This window comes from Alicyclobacillus sp. SO9 (assembly GCF_016406125.1).
Taxonomy (GTDB): Bacteria; Bacillota; Bacilli; order Alicyclobacillales; family Alicyclobacillaceae; genus SO9.
Map to the genome: position 1 here is coordinate 416,971 of NZ_CP066339.1, position 25,718 is coordinate 442,688.

Annotated in this window: 22 protein-coding genes; 11 read left to right on the forward strand and 11 right to left on the reverse strand. The window is 50.0% G+C overall.

Annotation, left to right across the window (positions count from 1 at the left end):
* The first annotated feature begins 5 nt into the window (after positions 1-5).
* The gene (locus tag GI364_RS01795; RefSeq protein WP_198852029.1) at positions 6-233 is read left to right on the forward strand and encodes a hypothetical protein; all 228 of its coding nucleotides are present in this window, start codon (positions 6-8) and stop codon (positions 231-233) included.
* A gap of 1,397 nt (positions 234-1,630) precedes the next feature.
* Positions 1,631-2,116: a hypothetical protein gene (locus GI364_RS01800; RefSeq protein ID WP_198852030.1), complete on the forward strand. Its 486-nt coding sequence runs from the start codon at positions 1,631-1,633 to the stop codon at positions 2,114-2,116.
* Between the two features lie 328 nt (positions 2,117-2,444).
* On the opposite strand, the gene GI364_RS01805 is transcribed toward GI364_RS01800, so the two are convergent.
* The 5 genes from GI364_RS01805 to hutU (GI364_RS01825) all read right to left on the reverse strand — a co-directional run bounded on the left by GI364_RS01805 (position 2,445) and on the right by hutU (GI364_RS01825) (position 9,720).
* Entirely contained in the window at positions 2,445-3,500 is a 1,056-nt protein-coding gene (locus tag GI364_RS01805) for an agmatinase family protein (RefSeq protein WP_198852031.1), read from the reverse strand.
* 26 nt (positions 3,501-3,526) lie between these two features.
* Positions 3,527-4,792, reverse strand: coding sequence for an imidazolonepropionase (gene hutI / locus GI364_RS01810; RefSeq protein WP_304503181.1), 1,266 nt, complete (start codon positions 4,790-4,792; stop codon positions 3,527-3,529).
* Positions 4,793-4,934: 142 nt separating this feature from the next.
* On the reverse strand, positions 4,935-6,614 hold the full coding sequence (gene hutU / locus GI364_RS01815) for a urocanate hydratase (RefSeq protein ID WP_198852032.1): 1,680 nt from the start codon (positions 6,612-6,614) through the stop codon (positions 4,935-4,937).
* A gap of 201 nt (positions 6,615-6,815) precedes the next feature.
* A complete protein-coding gene (locus GI364_RS01820; RefSeq protein ID WP_198852033.1) occupies positions 6,816-7,967 on the reverse strand; it encodes a helix-turn-helix transcriptional regulator in 1,152 nt (383 codons plus the stop codon).
* Positions 7,960-9,720 carry a urocanate hydratase gene (gene hutU / locus GI364_RS01825; protein ID WP_370541825.1) on the reverse strand — a complete coding sequence of 587 codons (1,761 nt, stop codon included), beginning with the start codon at positions 9,718-9,720 and terminating at the stop codon, positions 7,960-7,962. The genes GI364_RS01820 and hutU (GI364_RS01825) overlap by 8 nt, the downstream gene beginning before the upstream one ends.
* 347 nt (positions 9,721-10,067) lie before the next feature.
* Between hutU (GI364_RS01825) and GI364_RS01830 the strand changes: the two genes are divergently transcribed.
* A complete protein-coding gene (locus tag GI364_RS01830; protein ID WP_198852035.1) occupies positions 10,068-11,456 on the forward strand; it encodes a purine-cytosine permease family protein in 1,389 nt (462 codons plus the stop codon).
* A 308-nt stretch (positions 11,457-11,764) separates the two neighbouring features.
* Positions 11,765-12,235 (forward strand): hypothetical protein, encoded by a 471-nt coding sequence (locus GI364_RS01835; protein ID WP_198852036.1) that lies wholly within the window; start codon positions 11,765-11,767, stop codon positions 12,233-12,235.
* Between the two features lie 914 nt (positions 12,236-13,149).
* Here GI364_RS01835 and GI364_RS01840 read toward each other — a convergent pair.
* Positions 13,150-13,884 carry an ABC transporter permease gene (locus GI364_RS01840; protein WP_198852037.1) on the reverse strand — a complete coding sequence of 245 codons (735 nt, stop codon included), beginning with the start codon at positions 13,882-13,884 and terminating at the stop codon, positions 13,150-13,152.
* A gap of 8 nt (positions 13,885-13,892) precedes the next feature.
* Complete coding sequence (locus tag GI364_RS01845; protein ID WP_198852038.1) at positions 13,893-14,603, reverse strand: ABC transporter ATP-binding protein; 711 nt, start codon at positions 14,601-14,603, stop codon at positions 13,893-13,895.
* Positions 14,604-15,075: 472 nt separating this feature from the next.
* Between GI364_RS01845 and GI364_RS01850 the strand changes: the two genes are divergently transcribed.
* The 7 genes from GI364_RS01850 (at position 15,076) to GI364_RS01880 (ending at position 21,034) form a co-directional block, all read left to right on the forward strand.
* Positions 15,076-16,173, forward strand: a complete 1,098-nt coding sequence (locus GI364_RS01850; RefSeq protein ID WP_198852039.1) for an acyltransferase family protein — start codon at positions 15,076-15,078, stop codon at positions 16,171-16,173.
* 183 nt (positions 16,174-16,356) lie between these two features.
* Positions 16,357-16,632, forward strand: coding sequence for a hypothetical protein (locus GI364_RS01855; protein ID WP_198852040.1), 276 nt, complete (start codon positions 16,357-16,359; stop codon positions 16,630-16,632).
* 231 nt (positions 16,633-16,863) lie between these two features.
* On the forward strand, positions 16,864-17,433 hold the full coding sequence (locus GI364_RS01860) for a GbsR/MarR family transcriptional regulator (protein WP_198852041.1): 570 nt from the start codon (positions 16,864-16,866) through the stop codon (positions 17,431-17,433).
* Between the two features lie 71 nt (positions 17,434-17,504).
* Positions 17,505-18,446 carry a glycine betaine ABC transporter substrate-binding protein gene (locus GI364_RS01865; protein ID WP_198852042.1) on the forward strand — a complete coding sequence of 314 codons (942 nt, stop codon included), beginning with the start codon at positions 17,505-17,507 and terminating at the stop codon, positions 18,444-18,446.
* On the forward strand, positions 18,395-19,285 hold the full coding sequence (locus GI364_RS01870) for an N-acyl homoserine lactonase family protein (protein WP_198852043.1): 891 nt from the start codon (positions 18,395-18,397) through the stop codon (positions 19,283-19,285). The genes GI364_RS01865 and GI364_RS01870 overlap by 52 nt, the downstream gene beginning before the upstream one ends.
* A gap of 76 nt (positions 19,286-19,361) precedes the next feature.
* Positions 19,362-20,399 carry a P1 family peptidase gene (locus GI364_RS01875; protein WP_198852044.1) on the forward strand — a complete coding sequence of 346 codons (1,038 nt, stop codon included), beginning with the start codon at positions 19,362-19,364 and terminating at the stop codon, positions 20,397-20,399.
* Positions 20,400-20,515: 116 nt separating this feature from the next.
* Positions 20,516-21,034 carry a hypothetical protein gene (locus tag GI364_RS01880; RefSeq protein WP_198852045.1) on the forward strand — a complete coding sequence of 173 codons (519 nt, stop codon included), beginning with the start codon at positions 20,516-20,518 and terminating at the stop codon, positions 21,032-21,034.
* A gap of 38 nt (positions 21,035-21,072) precedes the next feature.
* Here GI364_RS01880 and GI364_RS01885 read toward each other — a convergent pair whose 3' ends face one another.
* Genes GI364_RS01885 through GI364_RS01900 form a run of 4 tightly spaced genes read right to left on the reverse strand, consistent with a single transcriptional unit; the run spans position 21,073 to position 25,712 of the window.
* The gene (locus GI364_RS01885) at positions 21,073-21,771 is read right to left on the reverse strand and encodes a metallophosphoesterase (RefSeq protein ID WP_198852046.1); all 699 of its coding nucleotides are present in this window, start codon (positions 21,769-21,771) and stop codon (positions 21,073-21,075) included.
* A gap of 6 nt (positions 21,772-21,777) precedes the next feature.
* The gene (locus GI364_RS01890; protein WP_198852047.1) at positions 21,778-23,487 is read right to left on the reverse strand and encodes an ABC transporter permease; all 1,710 of its coding nucleotides are present in this window, start codon (positions 23,485-23,487) and stop codon (positions 21,778-21,780) included.
* Positions 23,465-24,499 (reverse strand): ABC transporter substrate-binding protein, encoded by a 1,035-nt coding sequence (locus GI364_RS01895; RefSeq protein ID WP_198852048.1) that lies wholly within the window; start codon positions 24,497-24,499, stop codon positions 23,465-23,467. The genes GI364_RS01890 and GI364_RS01895 overlap by 23 nt, the downstream gene beginning before the upstream one ends.
* Positions 24,500-24,512: 13 nt before the next feature.
* Positions 24,513-25,712 carry an ABC transporter ATP-binding protein gene (locus GI364_RS01900; protein ID WP_198852049.1) on the reverse strand — a complete coding sequence of 400 codons (1,200 nt, stop codon included), beginning with the start codon at positions 25,710-25,712 and terminating at the stop codon, positions 24,513-24,515.
* Between the last annotated feature and the right edge of the window lie 6 nt (positions 25,713-25,718).

A 25,718-nucleotide genomic window follows, 5' to 3' on the forward strand; every position in this document is an offset into this window, starting at 1 on the left:
TATGTATGGATTGTACTGCATGGTATGGATTGTACTGCATCCAGAGGATGTTGAGTATAGTGATTGCGGTGCAGCGAGAGGAAGAGGAAGAGGAAGAGGAAGAGGAAGGCGTGGCTTCAGGGACAATGAACGAAAATGTGCGAAGGGAGGAAGCGAAGGGAGGAAGCGAAGGGAGGAAGAATTCAGTTCCGCCCACATCACACCCCTCCGTTCACAAATCCGCCATAAATTAGTATCTGCCGTGGTTCGGATGTGACGAAAATGTGACGGTGGGTGGTCCTCGGGAGCTGATCAGCAGAAATAGCGATCCCCGAGACGCTTATCTGGCATTGAGGCTACACGTACACACAAATAAGCTCCTGCAAAGTGCTTAAGCACCCGAATGGCCCGGGGATCTGATGGCTGCCTTAGGAATAAGCTTGTCTCGCGCGCTTATTTTGATGGCGGGGACCTGATTTCAGGCAATAAGCGCTTCTCGGATCTCTATTGTCCACGCCCCGCCCACATCACACCCCTCCGTTCACAAATCCGCCATAAATTAGTATCTGAAGTGGTTCGGATGTGACGACAATGTGACGGTGGGTGGTCCTCGGGAGCTGATCAGTAGAAATAGCGATCCCCGAGACGCTTATATGGCATTGAGGCTACACGTACACACAAATAAGCTCCTGAGAAGTGCTTAAGCACCCAAATGGCCCCGGGATCCGATGGCTGCCTTAGGAATAAGCTTGTCTCGCGCGCTTATTTTGATGGTGGGGACCTGATTTCAGGCAATAAGCGCTTCTCGGATCTCTATTGTCGAGGCCCCGCCCACATCACACCCCTCCGTTCACAAATCCGCCATAAATTAGTATCTGAAGTGGTTCGGATGTGACGAAAATGTGACGGTGGGTGGTCCCCGGGAGCTGATCAGCAGAAATAGCGATCCACGAGACGCTTATATGGCATTGAGGCGACACGCACACACAAATAAGCTCCTGCGAAGTGCTTAAGCACCCGAATGGCCCTGGGATCCGATGGCTGCCTTGGGAATAAGCTTGTCTCGCGCGCTTATTTTGATGGCGGGGACCTGATTTCAGGCAATAAGCGCTTCTCGGATCTCTATTGGCTCAGCCTCGCCCGCATCACACCCCTCTGTAGTGGGATTTCGCGGTTCTCAGCACCGCCCCTGCCACGCCTCTCCTGTGCCCGTCCTGTCCCGGCGAGCTAGCTCGCAGGCAGGCCATCTTACACATAGATTCCGCTACGGAACGTAATTCAACAAAAAAGCAATACCATAATCAAATATTTAGTGACGTTATTGTGAACATTGTGTATACTTTTAAATAAATAAACCGATAATTCTGATATAAACTTCTTGACACGTAGGTATATCATATCGGAGACTGATATCCCGGCTTCAAATCCTGGTTTCAGACCCTAATCTCAAATCCTGGCTTCAAACTCTAATATCAAATTCTGATGTGTCGTTCGAACATAGAACGTCGAATCGAGATCTCGTTTTTCAAGGCATCCAGACAGTCAATTCAACCTAATTGTATGGATGCGCAAACGCATCCAATATGCCAACATGCTGTGGCTTCGCAATTTCCAATGTGAACAATCAATCGAATGAAAGGGAGGGAGACTGGTGCGGGAGCATTCTCTTTGCATAGGAGACTGGGTAGATTTTTATTGCTTAGATGGAGACAAGCCTCTCACAGGGTTTATAGTGGACATGTCGGCATCAGCTAAAGTCTTCCATGTATTTGTTCCGGCAGGGACGAGCGGAACGGCCGGCGCTGACGGAATTAAGCGGGAATTGGTAACTGGCAAATCATCTTGGGCTTCACTTACCTCGAAGACTGCAGGGTCTTCGGAGACTGCTAGGGTTTCGGCCAATCGCACTCCCCGTGGCAACCGAACCTACACGGTGCGGTTCTGCGATGCAGAACCGTCGCCAACTCGATTGTATCTCTCTGACATCCCTGCCCTCACGGATATCTCGCTGGATACAAGAGATGAAAAGTGGTTTTATCACCTCGTAAACTATGTGCCCAAGACGCCTGTGAATGCAAACACGAGATTCCTGCTGTTTTTCGTTCCTCTGCTATCTCTCTTTGTTGTGTTGGTGTAATACCTCTAATTATGTCCCGGGCTGAACAAATGTCGCCGGTTCTAAAAGTGTCAACGTATCCCGGGCTCCGAACGTCTCACCTGGGCTCGCAATTGAGCCCGGGCAGCGCCGGTGTAGCCGGGCTCCGAACGTCTCACCTGGGTCCGCAACTGAGCCCGGGCAGCGCCGGTGTAGCCGGGCTCCGAACGTCTCACCTGGGTCCGCAACTGAGCCCGGGCAGCGCCGGTGTAGCCGGGCTCCGAACGTCTCACCTGGGTCCGCAATTGAGCCCGGGCAGCGCCCAGCGGGGCCCGGGTCCGTGAATGCAACCGGGATCGGGCCGCAAATGTTACGGTTGGCGAAGTGCGAGGCCGGTCAAGAAGGAGAGGACCAAGGTGCTTGCAACCCGGGTTGTCAAATCGCGAAAGTCTTGATTTGGATCTGCGCAGACCACATCCATAGCTTCTACATTTGATTGCTGACCGAGCCACTCCAGTGTTTCAATGGTTTCCCAGATATCCAGGCCGCCTGGGCTGGGGGCGGGTACGCCTGGAACAAAGCTCTGATCGAGCACGTCCATATCAAAGCTGACATACACCGCATCGGTACCTTTACTGGCTATGTCAAAACTCTGCTGGACCAATTCAAGCAGGCCTTGCTTGCGTACATCGCGTGCGGTGTAGACAGTGGCACCGTGATGGAGGACATATTCGTGGTAGGCCTGTGCATTGGTAAAATCACGGAGTCCAATTTGAACCAGTTTGTGCCCGTCAATGGCTTCACTTTCAAGCAGAGTTCGGAAGGGTGTCCCGTTGGTCCGTCCGCCGTCTTCCAGGTTTCGAACGTCGTGGTGCGCATCAAAGTGGACAATTCCACAGCTCAGGCCGGTGGCTTCCGTCATGCCGAGGATGGAGGCGCCTGTGATGGAGTGATCACCGCCCAGCAGCACGAGGGGTTTTCGATGCTGCTGCCAATAGGACTTTGCAGCTGCCTCAATATTTTGTTGGCAAAGCCCCAAGTCAGTCTTGTGCATCTGGACATTGCCGATGTCGACCACGCGGAGTCGGTCTGCCAGGTTGAGGCGGTGGTGCACACTGTACGGCGTAAACGCCTGGAATGACTTGCGGATTGCATCTGGGAGCTGAAAGGCTGCTGAGTGACTGATGGACGTCTTGCTCAGCGGGGCTCCCAGCAAAGCCGCATCAAATTCCGCCGGACCTTCATCCGCGTGACCCGCGTGACCCGCGTGACCCATGTGATCCGTGTGAGCCGTGTGACCGGTCTGACTCGTACCGTTGGTACCGCCACCGCCATAGGCCTGTATCCAATCTGCCACTTTGGGATCATATTTATCGCGAAAACGGCTTCCTGCCTTTTCTGTATTGTCGATCACGCTTCTACTCACATCCTTCCTGCATATTCTGCCCGCTGCTAGTCGGTAATGGGCTTTCCGCCTGAGACCACTTTGCGTCCTTTCTTGAACACGCAGTCAACATGGTTGATGCCGAAGTGGTAGGGGATATAGGCTACATCATCTGTATTAAACAGGCACAAGTCTGCTTGTTTACCGACTTCTATGGTACCAATGCGATGGCCGCGGCCGATGGCATAGGCAGCATTCCGCGTTACTGCGGTCAAAATTTCCTCAGGTGTCATGCCCAACAGGTTGGCACCAAAGGCCATAATCAGTTGCAGGGACTCGGTCGGGCAACTGCCTGGGTTGTAGTCTGTTGCCAGTGCCACAGCGCCGTTGGCTTCGTCAATCAAGTAACGGGCGTCGGCGTGTTTGGGTGACCTTAGGTTCCAGGATGTGCCGGGTAGAATCACCGCGATGGTTCCAGACTTGGCAATGTCCTGCAGACCTTCTTTAGATGCAGCCAGCAGGTGCTCAACGGAAGTCGCCCCGAGTTCTGCAGCCAATTCTGTACCGCCTAAGGGTTCAATTTCGTCTGCGTGAATTTTGATGTCGAAGCCCTTGTTTTTGCAGGCAGCGAGAAAACGACGACTCTGCTCCACGGAGAATACGCCAGATTCGCAGAAGATATCGCAGAACTCAGCCAGTTTTTCTTCCTTAATTTCATCCAGCATTTCAATCATCAAGTCGAGAAATTCATCCGGGTGAGACCTGTATTCCGGCGGCAGTGCATGCGGCCCGAGAAAGGTGGAAACGACTTCAACGGGTTGGAGGTCGTTCAACTTGTTGGCAACTTTCAATTGCTTTAGTTCTGTCTCTCGCTCCAAACCGTAGCCGCTTTTGGCTTCCACTGTTGTTGTTCCCTGCTCCAGCATGGTGTGTAAAGACTGCAGGGCTTGCGCTTCCAGTTCCTCTTCGCTGGCAGCCCGGGTGGACTTCACGGTGGATAGAATTCCGCCGCCTTGTTCGAGAATCTCCAAATAGCTCTTGCCGGCTAGTTTCATGGCTAGTTCTTGTTGGCGGGATCCGCCGTGGACAAGGTGTGTATGCGGATCAATCAGGCCAGGCGTCAAAAGACGCCCGCCTGCATCCAGGGTTTCATGTGCTGAGATGTCTGCGCGCTCAAACTCATGTGCCGTTCCGACGAAAACAATGTCTTCGCCGCGGATGCCTACAACACCGTCTTCAATCAGGCCAATGTCGCGCATCTCGCTCCCGCGCTTCGGCCCGCTGGTCAGCCCTTCGCCAGGCTGGACGTTCGCTTCGCCGGCACCGTTCCCCAGTTCGGGAGTCTGGCCGTCGGTTGGTGCAGCAGCAGGCGATCCGCTGCCATCCCTGCTGGTCAGCCCTTCGCCTGCTCCAGCGGATGCACCCGTGCCGACCGGCGAACTCAGCGTTGCGACTTTTGCGTTCTTGATAATCAAATCAACCTTTGTCACTGGACCCCTCCTGTGCTCTCCACATGGGAATGTAAATATCTTTCTCCTTGGCCACTTCAATGGCTTTTGGGTAGCCTGCGTCCACGTGGCGCATGACGCCTGTGCCAGGGTCTGATGTCAGCACCCGTTCCAGCTTCCGTGCTGCTCTATCTGTGCCGTCTGCCACAACCACCATGCCTGCGTGAATGGCGTAGCCCATGCCGACGCCGCCGCCGTGGTGGACCGAGATCCAACTGCCGCCTGCAGCCGTGTTGATGAGGGCGTTCAAAATCGGCCAGTCTGCCACGGCGTCGCTGCCGTCCCGCATGCTTTCGGTTTCGCGGTTGGGGCTGGCGACGGAGCCTGCGTCCAGGTGATCACGTCCAATCACAATAGGCCCGGACAACTCCCCGCTTCTCACCATCTCATTGAGGGCCAAGCCAAATTTCGCCCGTGCACCGTAACCGAGCCAGCAGATACGGGCAGGCAGTCCTTGGAATGAGACCTTTTCCTGTGCCATTTGGATCCAGCGGTTCAGGTGCTCATCTTCAGGGAACAGCTTTTGAATCAAAGCGTCCGTTTTATAGATGTCTTCGGGGTCTCCGGATAATGCGGCCCAGCGGAAGGGCCCTTTGCCTTCGCAGAACAACTCGCGGATATAGGCGGGAACGAAGCCGGGGAAGCGGAATGCGTCTTTCAGACCTCTGTTGTATGCCACCTGGCGGATGTTGTTGCCGTAGTCGAACACGGTGGAACCGAGATCGATTAAATCAAGCATGGCTTGCACATGGGTCACAATGCTTTGCTCTGCCCGCTCCAGATAGTCGTCTGGGTCGGACTGGCGCAGCTTCTCTGCATCATCTACATTGAGGCCCACAGGGACGTAGCCGTTGAGAGGGTCGTGAGCGGATGTCTGGTCTGTCACAAAGTCCGGGACAAACTTGCGTTTCACTACTTCTGGTACAATCTCCGCTGCATTGCCCAAGAGTGCGATGGACAAGGGGCGTTTCTCCTCCTTGGCTTTCATCGCCATGTCGATGGCTTCGTCCAAAGTTTTGGCCATGACGTCGCAATACTTCGTTTCCAGTCTGCGCTGTACCCGATGCTCATCTACTTCAATGACAATGGCAACGCCGCCGTTCATGGTGACAGCCAACGGTTGTGCACCGCCCATGCCGCCGAGGCCTGCAGTCAAGGTGATGGTGCCCGCCATACTCTCAAGGCCCTTCTGCCGTGCTGCTTCCGCAAAGGTCTCATAGGTGCCTTGGAGGATGCCTTGGGAGCCGATGTAAATCCACGATCCCGCGGTCATTTGACCAAACATCATCAGGCCCTTTTTCTCGAGTTCACGAAAGTGATCCCAATTAGCCCACGCCGGTACCAGCATAGAGTTGGATAAGAGAACCCGGGGTGCATCTTCATGTGTGCGGAACTTGCCAACGGGTTTTCCCGATTGAATTAGCAGTGTTTCGTCGTTCTCCAGTTCCTTCAGGCTGTGCACAATGGCGTCGTAGCTGTCCCAGTTGCGGGCAGCTTTTCCGATACCGCCGTACACCACCAGGTCTTGCGGGCGTTCTCCGACCGCCGGGTCGAGATTGTTCATCAGCATTCGCAGTGCAGCCTCCTGCTCCCAGCCCTTGCAGTGAAGGGTGGAACCGTGGGGGGCGTGAATTGGTGCTCTCGTCATGTACTTTTCCTCCTGACATAGCGAATGAAAGCGCTTAGTTTGCGTCCGAAAAAAGACCATTTTTGTGCCTGTCAAAGAGGCAAGGCGCAGTAGACTTCTCGCCTCTTCTCGGGGAACCTCTACGACTTATACTGTAAAGCAGTTGCAAACTGATGTAACTAGAATCGTTTGCGGTGTGTCTAAACAATATTGCTGTCGAAGTCAAAGCAGTCTTCGGAACTCGCTGGGCGACTTGCCAAAGTATGTACGAAAGGTCTTGCTAAAGTAGTTTGGATCCTGAAAGCCCACCTGATACGCGATATTGGCAACTGTCTGACCGGAATCGCCAAGCAGCCACAGAGCACGTTCCATGCGGGCTTTACGAACAAAGGCGGTGACGGTGCTGCCGGTTTCCTTGCGAAACAGATGACTCAGGTAGTAGTGGCTGACAGAGCAGTGCCTTGCAATGTTCTCAAGGGACAACTCTTCGTGCAGATGGCTGACAATGTATTGTATCGATTTTTCAATCACCGCCGATCTCGTTTGGTCCACCAACTCAGCCACCCGCTCGAGGAATGTGAAGCCGCTGGTCTCTATCCACAGTGACAGCTTCTGTGGACTGTTTACTTCAAGCAGACTCTGAAACAGGGACGTGTTGTGCAGCAATTCGTCGTCAGCGGGGAGCCCCTGTTCTCGACAGTTGTTTAAGAGCTGGACAAGGCTGTCCAGAACCTCCCGTTTGCGGTTGTCCAACGCTTCTGATTCACGGGTTTGGACTGCTGCAAGCGTACGCTGGACAGAGGCGATGGCCGTTTCCAGGTTGTCTTCTTCTGCGGCAGTGATTGGCTTGTCTGAGGAACTCAACTCCATATCGTCCGAATGGGCCAGTTTGGTGGCTTGCTTGGCTGCATACAGTGCGGCGGCTCGGGCCTTGCGGACGGCACTGGTCAAGAGCGCTGGAGTGTCAATCACCGGTGATGTACCAATGGAAAGCTGCGCATCCTGTAACACGGTAGCTGTTTGGAGCAGTTTTTTCGCTGTCTCTTCAACCTGCGTCTTATCCAGCTCATAGGAAACCGACAGCAGAATAATGCACTCGTTCTGTTCATGCCAGTTCAGCAGCAGCGACCTCCAAGCAGACTTGACAGCCTGTGTTAGTTCTTGGCGCAGTTCGTACTGCTGTCTGTCACTGATCCAAAGTCCAGTGTCTGTCGGGAATTCATAGCGCAGCGATAAAGCCAGGTTCGGCGGCGCTTTCCAGGACAGGGCCTTCATCCAGGACCAGAATTCCATGGGACTTTGCAAATTGCCTACGGTGATGTTGTGAACAAAAACCTGCTCGAGCATGTCTTGGGTCAGTGTGCCCTCACTCATCGGCAGCCCGCCTCGGTGTTCGCGCTGCGGCTTGGCCGTCTACCTGTTTGTCGGCCTGCTCGTTATCCTGCCTGTCCGCTTTCCTGTCCACTTGCCTGTCTGCGGTCCTGTCTGCTTGCTCGTTAGCCTGTTTGTTTCCTGGATGGAATGTCGCTGCAGTCTGTTTTGCTTTCGGGTAGCCAGCGTTGGCATAGCGAAGGACACCGAGTTGTGACTCATTCAACAAGACCCGCCTCACTTTGTTGCCGTTGCCTGGACTTCCATCCAGAATCACGGTGGTTCCGGCGTGAATGGAGTACCCGATACCGACACCTCCGCCTTGCTGTACAGACACCAATGACGCGCCCGTACTTGCCATCAGGAGAGCGTTCAAAATCGGCCAGTCGGCGACCGCGTCGGATCCATCCAGCATCTGCTCCGTTTCGCGGTGGGGGGAGGCCATGGTTGCTCCAGCAAAGTGATCGCGAGTAATCGCCACAGGCCCCTTCAGTCCTCCCGCTTCCACAACCCGAACCAGTGCATCGATGAAGAGTTGACGCTCGTCATAAGTGAGCCATACGGAACGGGCTGGCAGACCCTGGAAGTGAACGCGGTGTTCTGCATAGCGAATCCACGTCACCAAGCGCGTGTCATCCGGGAACGCTTTTAGCAGCCAGTCGTCAATGGCGTAGATGTCTTCCGGATTACCGGATAGTGCAATGAAGCGAAGGGACTCGGTTCCTGCCGTCAACCTGTCTCTCGCAAACAGAGTAACAAAGGAAGGGATGGTCATGGCTTCTGGCAACTCAGGTTCAGCTTGTCCGCGCAGGTGATTTCCGTATTCAAACACGACCGATCCCGCTCTTCGAAACAGCAACATCGCCCCCACATGGCTGACAATGCTGTTTTTGGCCGACTTAATGTACTCATTGGGGTGTTCTACCCGCATCGCCCGAATTTCGCCAGCCTCTAGACCTGCGGGGACATATCCGTTCAACAAATCATGCGCAGCCGTCTGGTCCGTCACAACATCCGGCACAATCCCCTGGGAAAGTACAAACTCGTATACTTCCACCGCATTTCCGACCAGACCAATGGTCCGCGCAATGCCCTGTGCAACTGCTTCATTTGCAAGGCGGAGAGCATCCATTGCGCTGTCTGTGGCAAAGTGAATAAAGTTGGTTTCCAGACGTTTCATCACTTTATCCCTGTCCACTTCCACAATAATAGCCACACCGCCGTTCATCTCAACGGCCAGCGGTTGCGCAGATCCCATCCCGCCAAGTCCGCTGCTCAGGACCAGCTTTCCTTTTAGTGTGCCGGCAAAGTGAGTATTCGCAATCTCCCACAGCGTTTCAAAGGTGGCTTGCAGGATTCCCTGTGCACCAATGTATGCCCACGAAGAAGCCGTGGATTGTCCAAACAAAGTCAGGTTCTTCTGTTCCAGTTCACGAAAGTGACTCCAATTGGCCCAATTGGGCACCAGCATAGCGGTCGACATCACCACTCGCGGTGCGTCCTGATGCGTTCGGAAGACACCAACAGGCTTACCGGACTGAACCAGCAGTGTTTCATCATCTTCCAAGTTCTCAAGGGACTGTTTGATTGCCGCCAATGCATCGAAGTCCCGGACAGCCTTACCTCTCCCGTAGACAATCAGTTCATATGGATTTTCGGCCACATCGGGGGCCAGAACGTTCTCCAGAAGGCGATAGATTCCTTCTTGCTGCCAACCTTTGCAGTGCATTGTGGCCAGAACTTTTGCTGAAAGCACGTACATTCGTCCTTTCCGATTCCCGCGGATTGCCCGATTCGCTACTTTTACTATAGGGGTTTGCTATGAATTCTGACAACAACAAGATATTCCCGGTCGGGAGCAACTCTGTCCATGGTTATTTTGTTTGAATATTTGTAGTATTGAGCCAACCTGCCAAAGAGACAAGGATTGAGACCCGCAACAGACATGAACACAGGTATGTCTTGTGCTTGTCTTTAAGATGGGTGAAAAGGCTTTCTGTATTTCGAAAATTCAGTGTACCGGAAGGGGGGAGTTGCATGTGAACTGCAAGCCCGCTGTTGGGTCATGAGATAACGATACCGAATGAAGCGGAGGGATAAGACGTGCAGGTTGAAAACCACAGTATTGATTTTATACCAGAGGATGAGCGGCATGGTCACATTTCTAATTTGTTCACTGTGTGGTTTGCATCCAATATGCAAATTACACCGTTGGTTACAGGTGCTCTTGCCATTGTCCTGGGTCTGAATCTGGCATGGAGCGTGATTGTCATTATCCTTGGAAACTTAATTGGCGGAATTTTTATGGCCTACCACTCTGCCCAAGGTCCTAAGCTTGGCATTCCACAGATGATTCAAAGCCGAGCACAATTTGGCGTCATAGGGGCCATGATTCCCTTAATTATTGTAATTCTGATGTATGTGGGCTTTTTTGCATCCAGCGGTGTTCTTGGCGGCCAGGCCCTGTCAGGGTTGACAAACTCTCATTTGAATACTAACTGGGCAATTATCATTCTCAGTCTGTTGACTTTAATGATTACGATAGTCGGGTATGATTTAATTCACTCACTGGAGCGCTGGCTTTCTCTGATTTTTGCTATTGTATTCATTTTTGTCACTGTGAAGGCCTTCTCGCTGCCGCTCCCTGCCCACAGTTGGTCACTGGCTGGTCCAAAGTGGCCCATGGTGCTTTTGACACTTACAATCGTTGTAACGTGGCAAATTGCTTATGCACCCTATGTTGCTGATTATTCACGCTATATGAAAAAAGAGACTTCCGTCGGCAAAACTTTTATCTATACTTATGCAGGCTCAGTCGTCAGCAGCGCTTGGATGATGATTCTCGGCGTCGTGCTGACACTAGGCATTCCCAAGTTTCTCGATAATTCCAGTGTGAATGTGGCTCATCTCCTAGGCAAAGGCGCAGGTTCCATCCTGATGTACGTAATTATTGTTCTCGGTATCATCGCCGTGAACGTACTGAACTTGTACGGTGCGTTCATGTCCATGACAACGTGTACGCAGGCTGTCATCGATATCAAGATTACCCGCAACGTACGGTCTGGTTTTGTCATCATAATGGCTGTCGTCGCAACAGTTCTGGCAGTTTGGGGCGAAGGAAACTTCTTGACCAATTTCACAGATTTCATTTTGTTCCTGGCATACTTTCTGATTCCGTGGACTGCTATTAATCTGGTGGACTTCTACTTCGTCCGTCACGGAGAATACAGTATTGCGGATATCTTTAAACTGGATGGTATTTACGGGCGTTACAATTGGAGAACACTGACTGTCTATGCCATTGGGGTTTTAGTGGAAATTCCGTTTATGAATACAACGTTCTATACAGGTCATTTGGCTAAAGCCATGGGAGGAGCAGACATTTCCTGGATTGTGGGTCTGGTAGTTTCGGCACCATTGTACTACATCGTGATGAAAGGTAAGGCGGAGAGAGAAGTCGTGCCCCTTTCGGAAAGCACGCTGCACAATTGACATGTCTCCAGAGCGTGAGTTCTCTATGAATTCGCGCTCTCATTTATTCCTCTATGTCCGCGGTCACAACTTTCACAAAAACGAGGTCCCCGTTTGTCTTGACACTAAAATAAACCGAGTGTAACTAGTCGTTAATTGGCTGCGTCTCTTGTATTAAGGGGGCTCATACGACATGAAGCGATTTAAACAGCAACTCTTGACTTGCCCAACCAAAGTGAGTCTTGAGCAACTGCAGATAAACTACATATCAAGATTTTATGATAACAGTAATGACCGCTCATACGTCTATTCAAAAAAGGGGTGGTCATGTGAAAAAAATCTTGGGCTCCATTGGAATGTGTTCTGGATTGTGTTCGCTCTTACTTGGGGGCTGTGGCACTACTTCACAATCAACATCACCTTACACTTCAAGTTCAACAGATGGTATTCAACCACCACCCGCTTGGGTTAAAGTCGGTAGTCAACAAATCAAGATGGTCATAAACGGGTATCAATGGACTTATGGAAATCGTACAGCGATAGCCGATGCAGCTAACGACCCTGCAAAGCATCTCCATAAATATGATGAGTCAATTGGAGCGAGAGTAACATTACGATTTGCTCAAAAACCCAACACCATCCAACTTGCAATGTGGAAGAATGGAAACCAGGTTTCTGAATCATCATTGGCTGGCTCCTTGTTTAGGTTGCCAACGACAGCCGGTGATTACACATATGAAGTCACTGGTCACTGGGATAATGACTATGTAACTTATGATTTTGCAGTTCACGTCCATTAGACCATTGCTGTCGGCTTATTCGCCTATTTAAAGTGGCTAAGCGATCACAATCGGATTGGGCCAACGCCCGTTAGGGATCATTGCGATCACTAACTGCCTCACGCCAATCCAGACAGCCTGCGACGGCAGCGGGATCAACAAGATTTAACCAAACACAAGCGGAATGTATTAACATAAAATACTGTTACATCCAGTTCGATGCGCAGCGGAGCTGGTGCAGGCTCTCAGTCTGGGCTTCGTTCTTCGCTGCGCCCGTTGGTTAAGGATCCTTTTGCGCCCTATCCCAACCCTCGTCAAAAAATAGTGATCGATTCAATCCCTATCCCCAGTAGCCGTCTAGAATAGGGATCCCGTTGATCCCTATCAACTACGCCCCACTCTGCCGCCTCCCACATTAGGGAGCTTTGCGATCACTAATGTCCCGGGCGCGGAGCATTAGGGATCTTTGCGATCACAATCGGATTGGGCCAACGCCCGTTAGGGATCATTGCGATCACTAACTGCCTCACGCCAATCCAGACAGCCTGCGACGGCAGCGGGATCAACAAGATTTAACCAAACACAAGCGGAATGTATTAACATAACATACTGTTACATCCAGTCCGATGCGCAACGGAGCCGGTGCAGGCTCTCAGCGGGGCTCGGGCCTTTGTAGCGCCAGTTGGTTAAGGATCCTTTTGCTCCCTATCCCAACGCTCGTCAAAGTAAGGTTTCAGCATCACTTAGTTAGCAGTATTGTTCTTTCTGCTACGAGTGATTGAATAGCTTTGTGAAAAAGATATCGAAAAACTGATACAAAAACATTAAGACAAAGGCAAGGACTACAACTCCTACTATTAAGCTAAGCAGTTTTAACGCTGGATTTTGCTGTTTCCACCAATTCACTGGCTTATCTCCTCCTCAGGTCCAACAATCTATTTCCATCTGAATTTTAGGGATGCCACCCCCGTGCAGACAATAAACACGGCGAGCAAATAATAGACGTCGAATTGCGTAACCTGACTTGTGCCGTTCCAATAGTAATTAAGGCCTTGAATAAAGCTTTTGGCAGGTATCCAGTGAGACAAGGTTGTCATGACACCTTGCATTTTTTCAACGGGAATGAGTATGCCCCCTAATAGGTCAAAGAGGAAGAAAACAATCAGGGAAACAGAGAGTGCTGACCGCTCGTCATTGCTAAAAGTGCCCAGCAGCAATCCGATGCTAATCATTGAAAGAAACCCCATGAGATAAAACAAACTAAACAGCATAAGATGACCGAAGTCAGGAATGCTGACTCCATAAATCATTTTTGCGATAGCGAGAATTAATAGCGATGAGAGAAATGTTACACAAAAGTAGACTAGAATCTGGGTGAACATAATCAGGAGTGGAGAAAATCCAATCAATTTGTACCTGATATATATTTTGCGGCTTCTGTTCCCAGCCAGAGCTACAGACGTAGCAATGATTCCATTCGCGATGGCCGTTGCTGCGAAGGTGACAGGGATATAATAATTAACGGTACCAATGTTTCCTAATTGCGCAGTGGGTTTGTTTCCATAGGCAGATGCGAAAATAAATAGGAGCAGCAGAGGGAATGCCAAGGAAAATAAAAAAGCAAAGGGTATTCTTGCAAACAGTTTAAATTCCAGCAGAAAGTACTTCATAAATTGCCTCATCGGTAAACGGCCTCGTACATGTATTCAAGACTTGGACTCATTGGGTGCATCTCTGATTTTACGTTGAGAGCCTTGATTAAATCATTTTTTGTCCCCTGGCCTAGAACCTCTCCGTCTTTCAGGAAGACGAAGTAGTCGCATACTGCTTCCAACTCGTCTAAATAGTGACTTGTCATCACAATACTCTGGCCGCTTTCCTTCAATTCATTCAGAAACTGAATGATGTCTTTTCGGTTGATTTGATCGACATTGGATGTTACTTCATCCAGAAACAAAAGTTCTGGCCGGTTAGCCAAAGCTGCCACAAGAGAGAATTTTTGCTTTTCTCCTCCTGACAAATTGGAAACATACGCTTTCTTTTTCTTCAGCAGATTAAATTTCTCTAGTAAAGTATCTACGTACGCCCAGTTTCCATCCCCGTTCACGAGAATCAAATCCAACATCTCATACAACCTTATTTTGCTGTGGTAGGACCCATCTTGGAGTTGAACCCCTATTTTCTTGTACAGCGTTCTGCGAGAGACATCCATCTTAATTAAACCGGATGATGGCTTTTCAATGCCGATGAGACAGTGAATCAGCGTTGTCTTTCCGGAACCGTTTGGACCTACAAGGCCAATTGTGCGATTTGGTTCAACAGTGAGAGTTACGTTATTCAAGGCGAATCCCTTATAATTCCTGCAGAGGTTTTTTGCTTCAATCCGCACGATGTCAGCCTCCCAATGGGGTTGTCGATAAGATGACCTCTCACATATATTTTCTTCCTTAATAGGAACAATATATATTTTGTTGTGGAGGAGTTCAAGGTAAAAACGGAATTTTCTGAATGCAGTGGCATATTGGTTGTGGCCAGGTCGAAGTTGACCGTGTTTAGCGAGGAGATTTTGCGATACTTTGAGATAGGCGGTTTCTTTAGCCAGATTTTGGGGAGTACCTTGGATTGAACGAGATTGGGGAAGGCAGACGTCATAGCCCATGCCGTCAACAAACCTCCAAACTACATCCCTCAATTTTGCAAACCTGTATGTTGCAACCAAGGATGAAATGCTAGTGAAACATTTTGTAATCTGATTTCCACACGAATGATAAGGACATGTAATTGTGGCGGTGTACCCTTTTTGTATCAGCGATTTCACAGTCCGATTAGCGGCTGCACTGATACTGCAACGGAGGGGTACAGTGGCTTCACATGTACGATACAATCAGCTGGATTCTCTGAGAGGCATTGCAGCACTGACTGTCGTGGCAGAACATTGTATGAATACCCTAGGGAAGGCCCCCGTTAAGAACTGGTTTGCTCACTTCAGCCCTTTGCACGTGCTCATTTCCGGTCATCAAGCGGTGATTCTCTTCTTTTTGCTGAGCGGTTTCGTGCTTTCTCTTCCTTACTACCAAGGAAGGATCTATACGTATACCGAGTTTATCACCAAGCGAGTCTTTCGCCTGTACATTCCATATATCATTGCTTTGGCCTTTGGCTTGATGATGAGAGTTATCTTTGTTCATCATTCCATTGACGGATTGTGGGGCGGTCACATTGGCCCCAAGATAATCCTGCAGGAATTGTTCATGCTTGACCAGTTCAATCAAAATTATGTCGATCCCGTTGTCTGGTCCCTTGTTCAAGAAATGCGCATCTCTTTGATTTTCCCGCTCTTGATTCTCTTTCTTTCCCGGTATAGATGGAAAACTGTGATTGTCACCGGATTCGCTGTTTCGTGTATCGGGATTTATGTGCATCTTCTGTTTCGGTCACATGTCAATGTGTTTACAAATTATCCTGACACACTTCACTACATCATTATTTTCATCATGGGGGCCGTTCTGGCAAAGCACAAGGATACACTAGTGGCCTACCTGCGCAGAACACCAAAAACCGCAAAATGGTCCCTCGGTATTACAGCACTCCTGTTGTACACGTATACCCAGAGCCTTCTATCGCAACACTGGGCGCTAGGACTGGGATTAACAGGAAGACTCATGTCAGATTGGATTACTGCACTCTCTGCCAGTGTTTTCATCCTGCTGGCCATCAGTGAGCCGGGAGTAAAGCGAGCTCTGTCTGTGCGCCCGCTTGTCTTTATTGGGAAAATATCCTTCAGCATTTATTTGTTTCACTTGATTATTCTTTTGTCGCTGATAAGCCTGTTTCCGCACCTCCATGTGCTGGATGTTGCGGGCACTTTCCTTTTGACCATTGGTCTCGCTACCGCAGGGTATTACTACGTGGAGCGACCGAGCATCCGGATTGGCAAAATTGTAGTGCAGAGGCTCTAACTGAGAGATCGTAAATATAGCAGGTAACTTTTAGGATGTGCCACTTGAGTGAAGCCTAGGTACTGAGCTAAAATAAGACTCAGAATATGCTAGTACACCCTTAAGGAAAAGTGGTGTACTTTTTCATTTGGCAGGTTCTACAATGACGAGAGAAGGTTCGTATCGAAATAAGGAGATGCCAGCATGAATGAACTGGAGCAAGTGCGGCGCTTGCGTGAGCAATATGACAAGATTAAACGCGACGCTAATCGTCTCTATGAACAATCGAACGGCGATAGAAACAGTTCTGACTATAAAGAAGCGGTGACAAATTGGATTGAACTGACATCCATTGCAGACCAACTTAAAGCCCTTGGCGTGCGCTTTGCAGATGTGAAGACAGTCAGAACGATTGGCTTGTTGGAGGGAACTGACGAAAAGAAGGTGGACGAACATTCCAACGAGCCGAAAGGTGAATAATCGCAGGGCGTTGTCCGGTGTGACCCTGCTCAATTCTAGAAACTGATTGATTAGGCCTGTGCCGGGTTAGTTCATCATTGTGAAGCTTCCATGTATCGTTTCACAAACGATATTTGGAAGCTTTTTTATGTGTTTTCTGCATCCCGTTCACCGTATGTTTGTTGTATCAATGTATAGAATGTATAATAATTTTTATACATTCTATACATTGCATGATGAGGGGGTGGGAAGATGGACAAACCGGAATCTGGAAATGCCCTTCAACAGATTCATAATCAAATAGCTTCAGCCATGGAGCAAACCATGCGAGTGTACGGGCTTTCGCAATCAGTCGGACGGATCTACGGCATTTTATATGTGGCAAAAACACCGATGTCTTTTCAAGAGATTCAGGATGCAGTTGGAATGAGCAGAGCCAGTATTAACAATGGATTGCGGACTCTTGTCGACACCGGCAGTGTTGTTAAGACTTGGAACAAGGAACGTCATCGCAACACTTACGCTGCCGAAAAAGACTTCTATAAGAATTTCCCTGCATTCATTGTGAATAGTTTGCGAAAAGAACGCGCTGCGTACACCCGCACAGCAGAAGTCGTAAAACCTAAACTCCAGGAATTGGCTGCTCATCGGGGGGACACGGAGGTTCAAGCAGAGGCGAGCCAAAATCTCAGAGACATGGAAGCCGCATTACAGTTTTATGAATGGCTCAGTCAATTTGCCGACTTGTTGGAGACGGGAAAGATCTTTCATTACCTGCCGAAGGATATGTCCCTTCCGAGTGACACTTCGAGTAACACTTAATGCCGCGTCACGGGAGACTGTATAGGCACGGGTATACTTCTTAAAAATACGACAAAGGAGAAGATGAAGAGATGAAATCGAAAAGCTTTACAGGAACACTTGCGGTATTGGCGCTTTCTGCCGGTTTGACTGCGTGCGGCACCAGCGGGCAAGGTTCCAATTCATCTGCCGGCAGCACATCCAACACTGCTGCGAACCAAACAACGGGATCAACGGGCGCAAAGACAGGCAGCAAAGGAACGGTAAAGATTGGATATGTCACATGGACAGAGGATGTGGCAGACGTCTATTTATGGAAGCACCTGTTGGAACAGCGGGGATACAAGGTACAATTAACAAACATGCAAGCGGGCCCCTTATGGCTGGGGTTGTCCAAGGGCGGTATTGACTTTCACTTTGACGTGTGGCTGCCGCACACGGATAAGACGTATATGAACAAGTACAAGTCAAGTCTGGTTAATCTAGGAAAATGGTATCAAGGTAAAACAAGAATTGGCTTGGTTGTTCCTCAGTACGTAAAGATTAATTCCATCTCACAGTTAAACGCTCATAGCAAGGAGTTCGGCAATCGCATTGTCGGAATTGATGCAGGTGCGGGTGAAACACAGACCATCGAAAAAAAGGTCATTCCTGCTTATGGATTAAAACTCAAACTTGTAAACAGTAGTTCTCCTGCTATGCTTTCAGCTTTAAAATCTGCTTATGCCAAGCATAAACCAATTGTTGTAGCACTGTGGAGTCCGCACTGGGCCTTCTCAAAATGGAAACTCAAGTACCTCAAAGACCCGAAAGGAGCCTTTGGAAAACCGGGCTGGATTCAAACGGAAGCCAATAAAAAGTGGGCTGCACAACATCCAACAGTGGTGAAGTGGCTAAAGAACTTTAAACTAAACCAACAACAGTTAGGTGAATTGGAAGTCGACATCAACGATGCGAAGACAAAGGATGCTGGAGTGACAAAATGGATTCAGAGTCACAAGTCCCTGGTAAACAGTTGGTTTCAAACATCCTGATGAAGAGTGCCCGAATGAAGCTGTACGTTCTTGCAAACGGAATTTTGCACATGGACAGGTCTTGGTTTGTACCGGAATTGTCGGCAGGTCTCACAAGTCTTGATGTGTCGTTGCCGAAGACAGTAGCCGCCCCTGTCTATGCTGTCCTTATTGAACACCCTGAGGGTGTAATACTGTTTGATACAGGTTGTCACCCTGACTCCATGGGAGCAGGCGGGCGTTGGGCCCAGTCGTTGCAATCGGAGTTTCCGTGGTCAGTAGAGGATGGAGCGTACCTGCATCAGCGGCTGGAGCAATTGAACATCCGACCGTCGGACATTCGATATACTGTAGCATCGCATTTGCATTGCGATCACGCAGGTAATATCGCACTCTTTCCCCATTCAGCAACCATTGTTCATGAGGATGAACTGAGTGCTGCACAACGCGCTTATCATGCTGGGTTGGACACGGGAGAGTTTGTGTTGGCTGATCTGGAAGAATGGCATCGCAAAGACGTGAACTGGAAAACGATTCATCCTGGTCAAAGGGAACTTAAGTTAGCCTCCGGCGTTCGAATTCATAACCTCGGTCCAGGTCATTCCTATGGAATGCTGGGACTCCAGGTGGATTTAAACGACTCCCAATCCGTCTTTCTGGCATCGGATGCGGCCTATTCGTCATTGAACTATGGGCAGCCGCCGACTGTCCCAAAGGCTGTCGTGAGTAAGGAAGGATATGTGGAAGGCACGGTCAAAGTTAAAGAGATTGCTGATGGGTCCAGGGCCGAAGTTTGGTATGGCCACGATATGAGCCAGTTTCAGACCCTTGTGCTTTCAACGGAGGGCTGGTATGAATAGAGTCGTGAGTCTTGTTGTGCTGCAAACAGCCCTTGTCGTCAGCTTATAAAACATCTCATAGGAGGAAGGATCCGCCGTGCTAAAAACCATAGAGGATGTCCCCGGAATTACTGTTGGTCATGCTGACAATCCTGTTGGATTGACAGGTTGCACTGTCGTCTTGGCTAAAGATGGAGCGGTCTGCGGCGTAGATGTGCGCGGCTCTGCCCCGGGTACGAGAGAAACAGACTTGCTGAACCCCTTAAATTTGGTAGACAAGGTGAACGCTGTCTGTCTAGCCGGCGGAAGTGCCTATGGCCTGGATGCTGCGACGGGGGTGATGCGCTTTCTCGAAGAGCAAGGCAAGGGACTGGACGTTGGTGTTGGCGTAGTCCCAATCGTGCCGGCTGCCGTGCTGTTTGACTTGGCTGTGGGTGATGCCAAGGCTCGTCCAACAGCCGATATGGGATATCGAGCGGCTGAAGCTGCCTATTTGGGTAACCAGGCTTCGACGAAGCAAACGGATTTGAATTCTCACAGAAGCACCGATTCTGAAAGTTCTGCGCACAGTATCCGAATTTCGTCTATGATAGAAGGCAATGTCGGAGCTGGAATGGGTGCCACCGTTGGTAAGCTTGCCGGATTGGAACGTGCGATGAAAAGCGGGATCGGAACGTACGCCGTACAGTTCCAAGGCGGACTTGTTGTTGGCGCCGTTGTGGCTGTAAACGCCTTGGGTAACATCCGAAATCACGAGACAAATCAAACCATTGCCGGCGCACGCAATGACAAGAATGGATTTCTTCCGCTGAACGAACTGCTGCAAGCGGAGCAACCGCCTATTTCTCCTGGGACAAACACCACTATTGCTGTTGTTGCGAGCAACGCCAGACTGGATAAGGCACAGGCAGCCAAGGTGGCACAAATGGCCCACGACGGACTGGCAAGATGTATCAATCCTGTGCACACCATGTACGACGGGGATACAGTGTTTGCCATGGCCACTGGAGAGCTGGATGCAACCGTAAATCTCGTTGGCACGCTGTCTGCCGAAGTGCTGTCCACAGCCGTAGTTCGCGCGGTGCAAGCAGCTCAGTCCGCAGGCGGACTTCCTTCGGCATCTGAATTGAAGTGAATCTCTGATTCGCAATCAAAGCGGGTACAGGTTATCAGCCGCTGGACATAGATTTTCAGCAATCGGCAATGGGATTTGTCAGTTATATCACATATCTAGTGAAGTGAGGCATAACATTGAGAGAGTTATGGTGGTTCATTCACATCTTTGGGATTTCGCTGTGGTTTGGGGTAACCACGGCAGTTCTGCTGATGTGGCCCTCAAAGCAGTCCCTCAGGAATGCATCAACCCAGTCCGAGGTATTTGTCAGAATCCAGACGTTGGTAAGCATGCTGACAAAATCCAGTCATATGGGAGCGGGATTGACTGCTCTCGGCGGTGTTGTTCTGTCTTTTATGGTCCATCCTAAATCTGATTTAGCATCACTTTGGCTGACATCTATGCAGGGGCTCGGTGTCGCCGCATTTATTATTTCTACACTTGTCATGACACGTAAAGGGAAGCGGCTCGTGAAGCAGATTGGTCCGCAACGGATTGAAGACAGAGAATTGCAGGTCCAGACTGCAAATACAAACAGCCTGGCGATTGACGAGCAATTCCTTGGAGCTGCGTCAGGATATCGGGGATGGCTTTGGTCCGTATTTATTTTACTGTTGGTTTGCTTGTTTATGGCAGCCTTTAAGCTGACATTCTAGTCCCGAAAGGCAGCAAGCTCTCGTTCCTTCTACCGCCTCTACGCATGTTGAATTGGGACTGAACGCTGAGAGAAACCCTCATCCGTTAAGATTAAGCAGTTCAACTGCATGTCTTTTCCGGCCCCGCCGTCGATGCCAATTTTGTTGTGTCCAAACCAGATGTCAGGGGAACCATGCAGTCTGATACAAGGTGTATGGCCAAAGATGACGGTCTTGCCGACTGAATGCACAGATGACAGAAAAGGCTCCCGAATGGTAGTGCACTCGTCCGGCGTGGACTGCCGCCAGTCTGGCAAGTTGGGATTAATTCCAGCATGCACTGCAACAAAGTCAGCTGATTCATACCAAAGCGGCATACTTTCCAACAATGACTCGATTTCGGGCAACTTCGTTAAAACCTCCGTTATTAAATCAGGCAGATAGGGTTGCAGTGTTGCTAGGGACAGTGAGGCATCCTCGCGACCTTCATGACTACTTTTGTGTTGAAGGTACCTGTAGAGATTCCTGTCGTGGTTTCCCATGATTGCCGCAACGTTGTCATATTCAAGTAAGTTTTTGATGTACTGGAGGCACAACAGGTTTTGCTTGCTGTTGCCTGTGTAGTCCCCCAACAAAAGCAAACGGTCTTCAGAGGCATCATAGTTGACTTTATCAAGCAACGCCTTCAACGCGTCCAATTGACCGTGAATGTCGCTGATGAACAGAACTCTAGCATTCATAAATACAGAATCACTCACTCTTAGTTATCTTAATGAAGTTGTTCGCTGTACAGCCGTAAACACGACAACCGTCAACAATAATGTGATGACCGCCAACGCCATTGCGTTCGGTAAACTGCCTTGATTGTACTGGCCGTAAATAAAAGTAGAAATCACCGTTGTGTTTGGCGGACTGACGAGCATGGGAACAACTAAGTCACGCAGTGTCACCCCAAACACCATAATCCAACCTGAAATCATGCCAGGTACCATAAGCGGTCCTACAATCACACGTGCGGTACGCCAAGGTGACGCTTGATGCACCTGCGCTGCCTCCCATGTTTCGGGTGCCAGGCGGAACAAAGCACCTCGTATATAGGTATATGAAAATGGAAACAGCACCACAACATATCCCAGTACCAGTATCCATTTTGTGTTATACGGCGTGACCGGCAACCAGGGTGCGTTCCAAAACAAAATCAGACCAATGACCAATAGGACATCCGGAATGGAGTTGGGGAGTAGACCCAGCCATTCGGTAAATTTGACCACCCTGCTGACATGGAATTTGGCAAACACGGCTAGTACTACCGACAACACCACGGATAGGGTTGCCGCCGCCAGAGCCAGTTCCACGCTGGTGCCCACAGCAGCGAGACCTCCGCTGCCAGGCTTGAGGACGTCGACGTAATGAATAAGGGATAAGTTAGACCAGTGTATGCCGTCTCCTTCAATGCGCAACAACGATGTAATAAGAAGGCTGCCGACAGGAATACCTAAACTGACCAGACCCAACAGGGCAAGGTATCCCATGGCGGCATAGCGACTCCAGTGCTTCGCACCAAGGCGGCTGAACGGTGTTTCTTTGATGTCCGAAGGAACCGCGTTCTTCTGATACCTGTCATTCAGTACCCATACCATAAATACGGTGGCGAGCAGCAGGGTTGACAGTTGTGCTGCTGCAGAAAAACTGATGGGCCAGTTTGACATGTGTAGATAGATTGCGGTCGTTAGCACCGGGAAGTGAACCAAACTGCCAAATACCAATGGCGTCCCAAATTCCCCAATGGTCTTCACAAAGACTAAAACACTTGAAGCAGCGACCAGCGGTACGGATAAGGGCAGCCAAATACGAAACCACCGATACACCATACCAGCACCGTGAACTTTCGCGATGACGTCGTGCCGTTGTTTGATGGTTTGAAACCCCTCGAGTGCAGAAACAAAAGGAATTGGAAACAGATGCAGGCTCATCACTGCAACAAGTCCCCAAATTGAAAAGAAATGGCTGGCAAATGGATGGGCCCAGGGAATGAAGTGCTGGAATGAGCCGCCTGGTTCCATAAACAAGATCCACCCCAGAGACATGAGGTAGGGAGGCCCCATGAACGGAATGAGACATGCAGCCCGTGCCAAAGGGTATCTAGCCAAATTTGTCACCGTCATCGCCCACGCCAACACATAGGCTAACAAGGCACTGACAACAGAAACCAGGACACCGAGAATAACGGAATTGCGAAATGCTGTCCACGTACTGTGGCTCGCTAACGTTTCTGCAATTTTTGTTGTGGAAAAGGCTTGTCCCAGTACGGCAAGTACTGGGGCTGCCATCAGCAATACGAATAGAAGTGTGAGTACTGTCTGTCCTGTCAAGCTGCCGTTTTGGCCAAACAGCAAACGCAGGGGACCTGCTTTTTTCCGCAGTCTGCTTGATGGACTCGATTCGTTTGCTTTATTTGAGTAAGCCGTCAACATGTTTGATAATCCCTGCTTTGTTTTTTGATAGGGTCACCCAATTCACACTCCAGGCCTTGATGTCAGACAGGCCTTTGCGCTTGGGGCTGGCCGCAACGCCCTTGACACCGGGGAGCAGGAATTTCTTCGCGACGTCCGCTTGTCCTTCGTTGGATAAGACGAAGTTGACGAATTTCTTGGCGTTTTGTACGTGCTTGCTGGATTTCAGAATCATAATGGGCCGCGGGTTTACAACCGTTCCGCCCTTTGGATACACGACACCAAGCGGTTCTCCTTTGGCGATATCGCTGTAGCCCATGTAGTCTACACCGGCCAGGACCATATCTTTCGATCCCGTTATGACCTGATTCAAAGCAGGCGAGTTCGCACCTTGCACGACTGCACCGTCTTTCTTCAGGTTCTGGAAGAAGCTCCAGGAGTCGTTGTGGTTTTGCAGGTATCCGCCCACAAAATCAACTGCCGAACCAGACTGTGCGGGATCGGGCATGACGACTTTCCCTTTCCATTTGGCGCTTGTTGCAGCTGCCCAGGTCGTCGGCGGGTTCTTGACGAGTTTTGTGTTATACGTGATGGCCAGCGCGGATGCGCTGTAGCCAAAGTAGGTGGAACCAGCGTCTTTCCACAAGAGGCTGCTTTCATTTTTAGGATGGAAGGACAGTAACATGCCCTGACTCTTCAATGCGTTTCCCGCGGACCAGTCAGCCAAGGCAACTACATCGGCTTTCGGGTTGCTCTTCTCAGCTTGCAGACGACCCAGGACTTTCCCCGTTGTGCTCTTAAAAAGTTGAACTTTGATGCCGGTTTTCTTTTCAAAGTCGTTGACAAGACTTACTGCCAGAGACTTGGGACCGGCACTGTAGACCACCAGTGTGTTGCTCTGACCGGAGCCAGAACCAGAGGTGGAGTTGCTTCTGCTGGATGACGTATTTCCGTGTGCGGCAGTTCCGCATCCGGAGACACCGGAAACCAGCAATACAGTGAACAACGATGCACTAAAAAATTTTTTAGTCATATGAGTTCCTCCTTCATATTGTTCCAGTATCAAAAATCAAATGAGGCCGATGGATTTCAAGGTCTAATGAAACAACTTGGTGCAGTTGCAATGGCCGATGGTGATAGGCGGAAATTTCTCCGATGCCCGGAACCTCAAGCCCAATGTGATATCTCCCTAAGAGGGGCGTTTGCCGTATGACTCGTCCTTGCCAGAGTGATTTCGCATCTGTGGTTATCCAATCATTGGTTTGCCAATCATTGTTCTGCTTTGCAACGTGTTCTGCTTCTCGTATCTGCACAAATTCGGGACGAACCAACAGCTTCGCATCGGTTTCAGGCTGCTGGTCCTCAGTCGTCGTTGCGGGAGGGAGAGAGATGACTTGTCCGTCGGGCAGTTTATAGGTGGACTGTCCGTCGTAGGAGACAGGAATAAAGTGCGCTTGGCCCACGAATTCTGCTACGCTTTGCCTGGCAGGGCGGTCGTATAAATCACTGGGAGGAGCAATTTGTAAACCTTGTCCTCCGACAAGAACCAGGATTTGGTCTGATACGGATATGGCCTCTTCCTGATCGTGAGTCACATTGAGAACCGTCATGTTATGCTCACGAAGAATCCCGACTAATTCTGGCCGGACTTCTGCACGCAATTGCGGGTCAAGGGCGCTGAACGCCTCATCGAGCAACACTAGCTTGGGCCTGGACACGACAGCACGTGCAAATGCAACACGTTGCTGTTGCCCGCCAGAGAGTTGGTGAGGCTTCTTTTTCGCAAAGCCGTCCATGCGAAACATGCGCAAGGTCTCCATGGTTTGGTCGGCAATTTGCCCCTTATTCCAATTGAGCGCTCCGCGTTTCTTGCGACTCCAGAGGGGGAAAGAAACGTGATCGAACACCGACAAATGCGGCCACAGACCGAAGTCCTGAAATACCATACCCAAGTCCCTGTGTTCCACAGGTGTAACTGTCCCGTCTTGTGTGAAGTAGGGTTTGCCGTCACAGACTATCTCTCCGCTGTCCGGAACTTCAAGCCCGGCAATGGTTCGCAGCAATGTACTCTTGCCTGAGCCAGAGGGTCCCAAAATGGAAAGAAATTCTCCCTCACGTATTTCGAAGTGAATGTCAGAGAGCACGGTAGCTCCGGCAAATGATTTAAACAAGTGACGAACGGCGAGGTACTTGGTTGGTTGGTCCAGATTTTCGTGATGGAACAAGTTGACACTTTGAACACTCATTGCTTC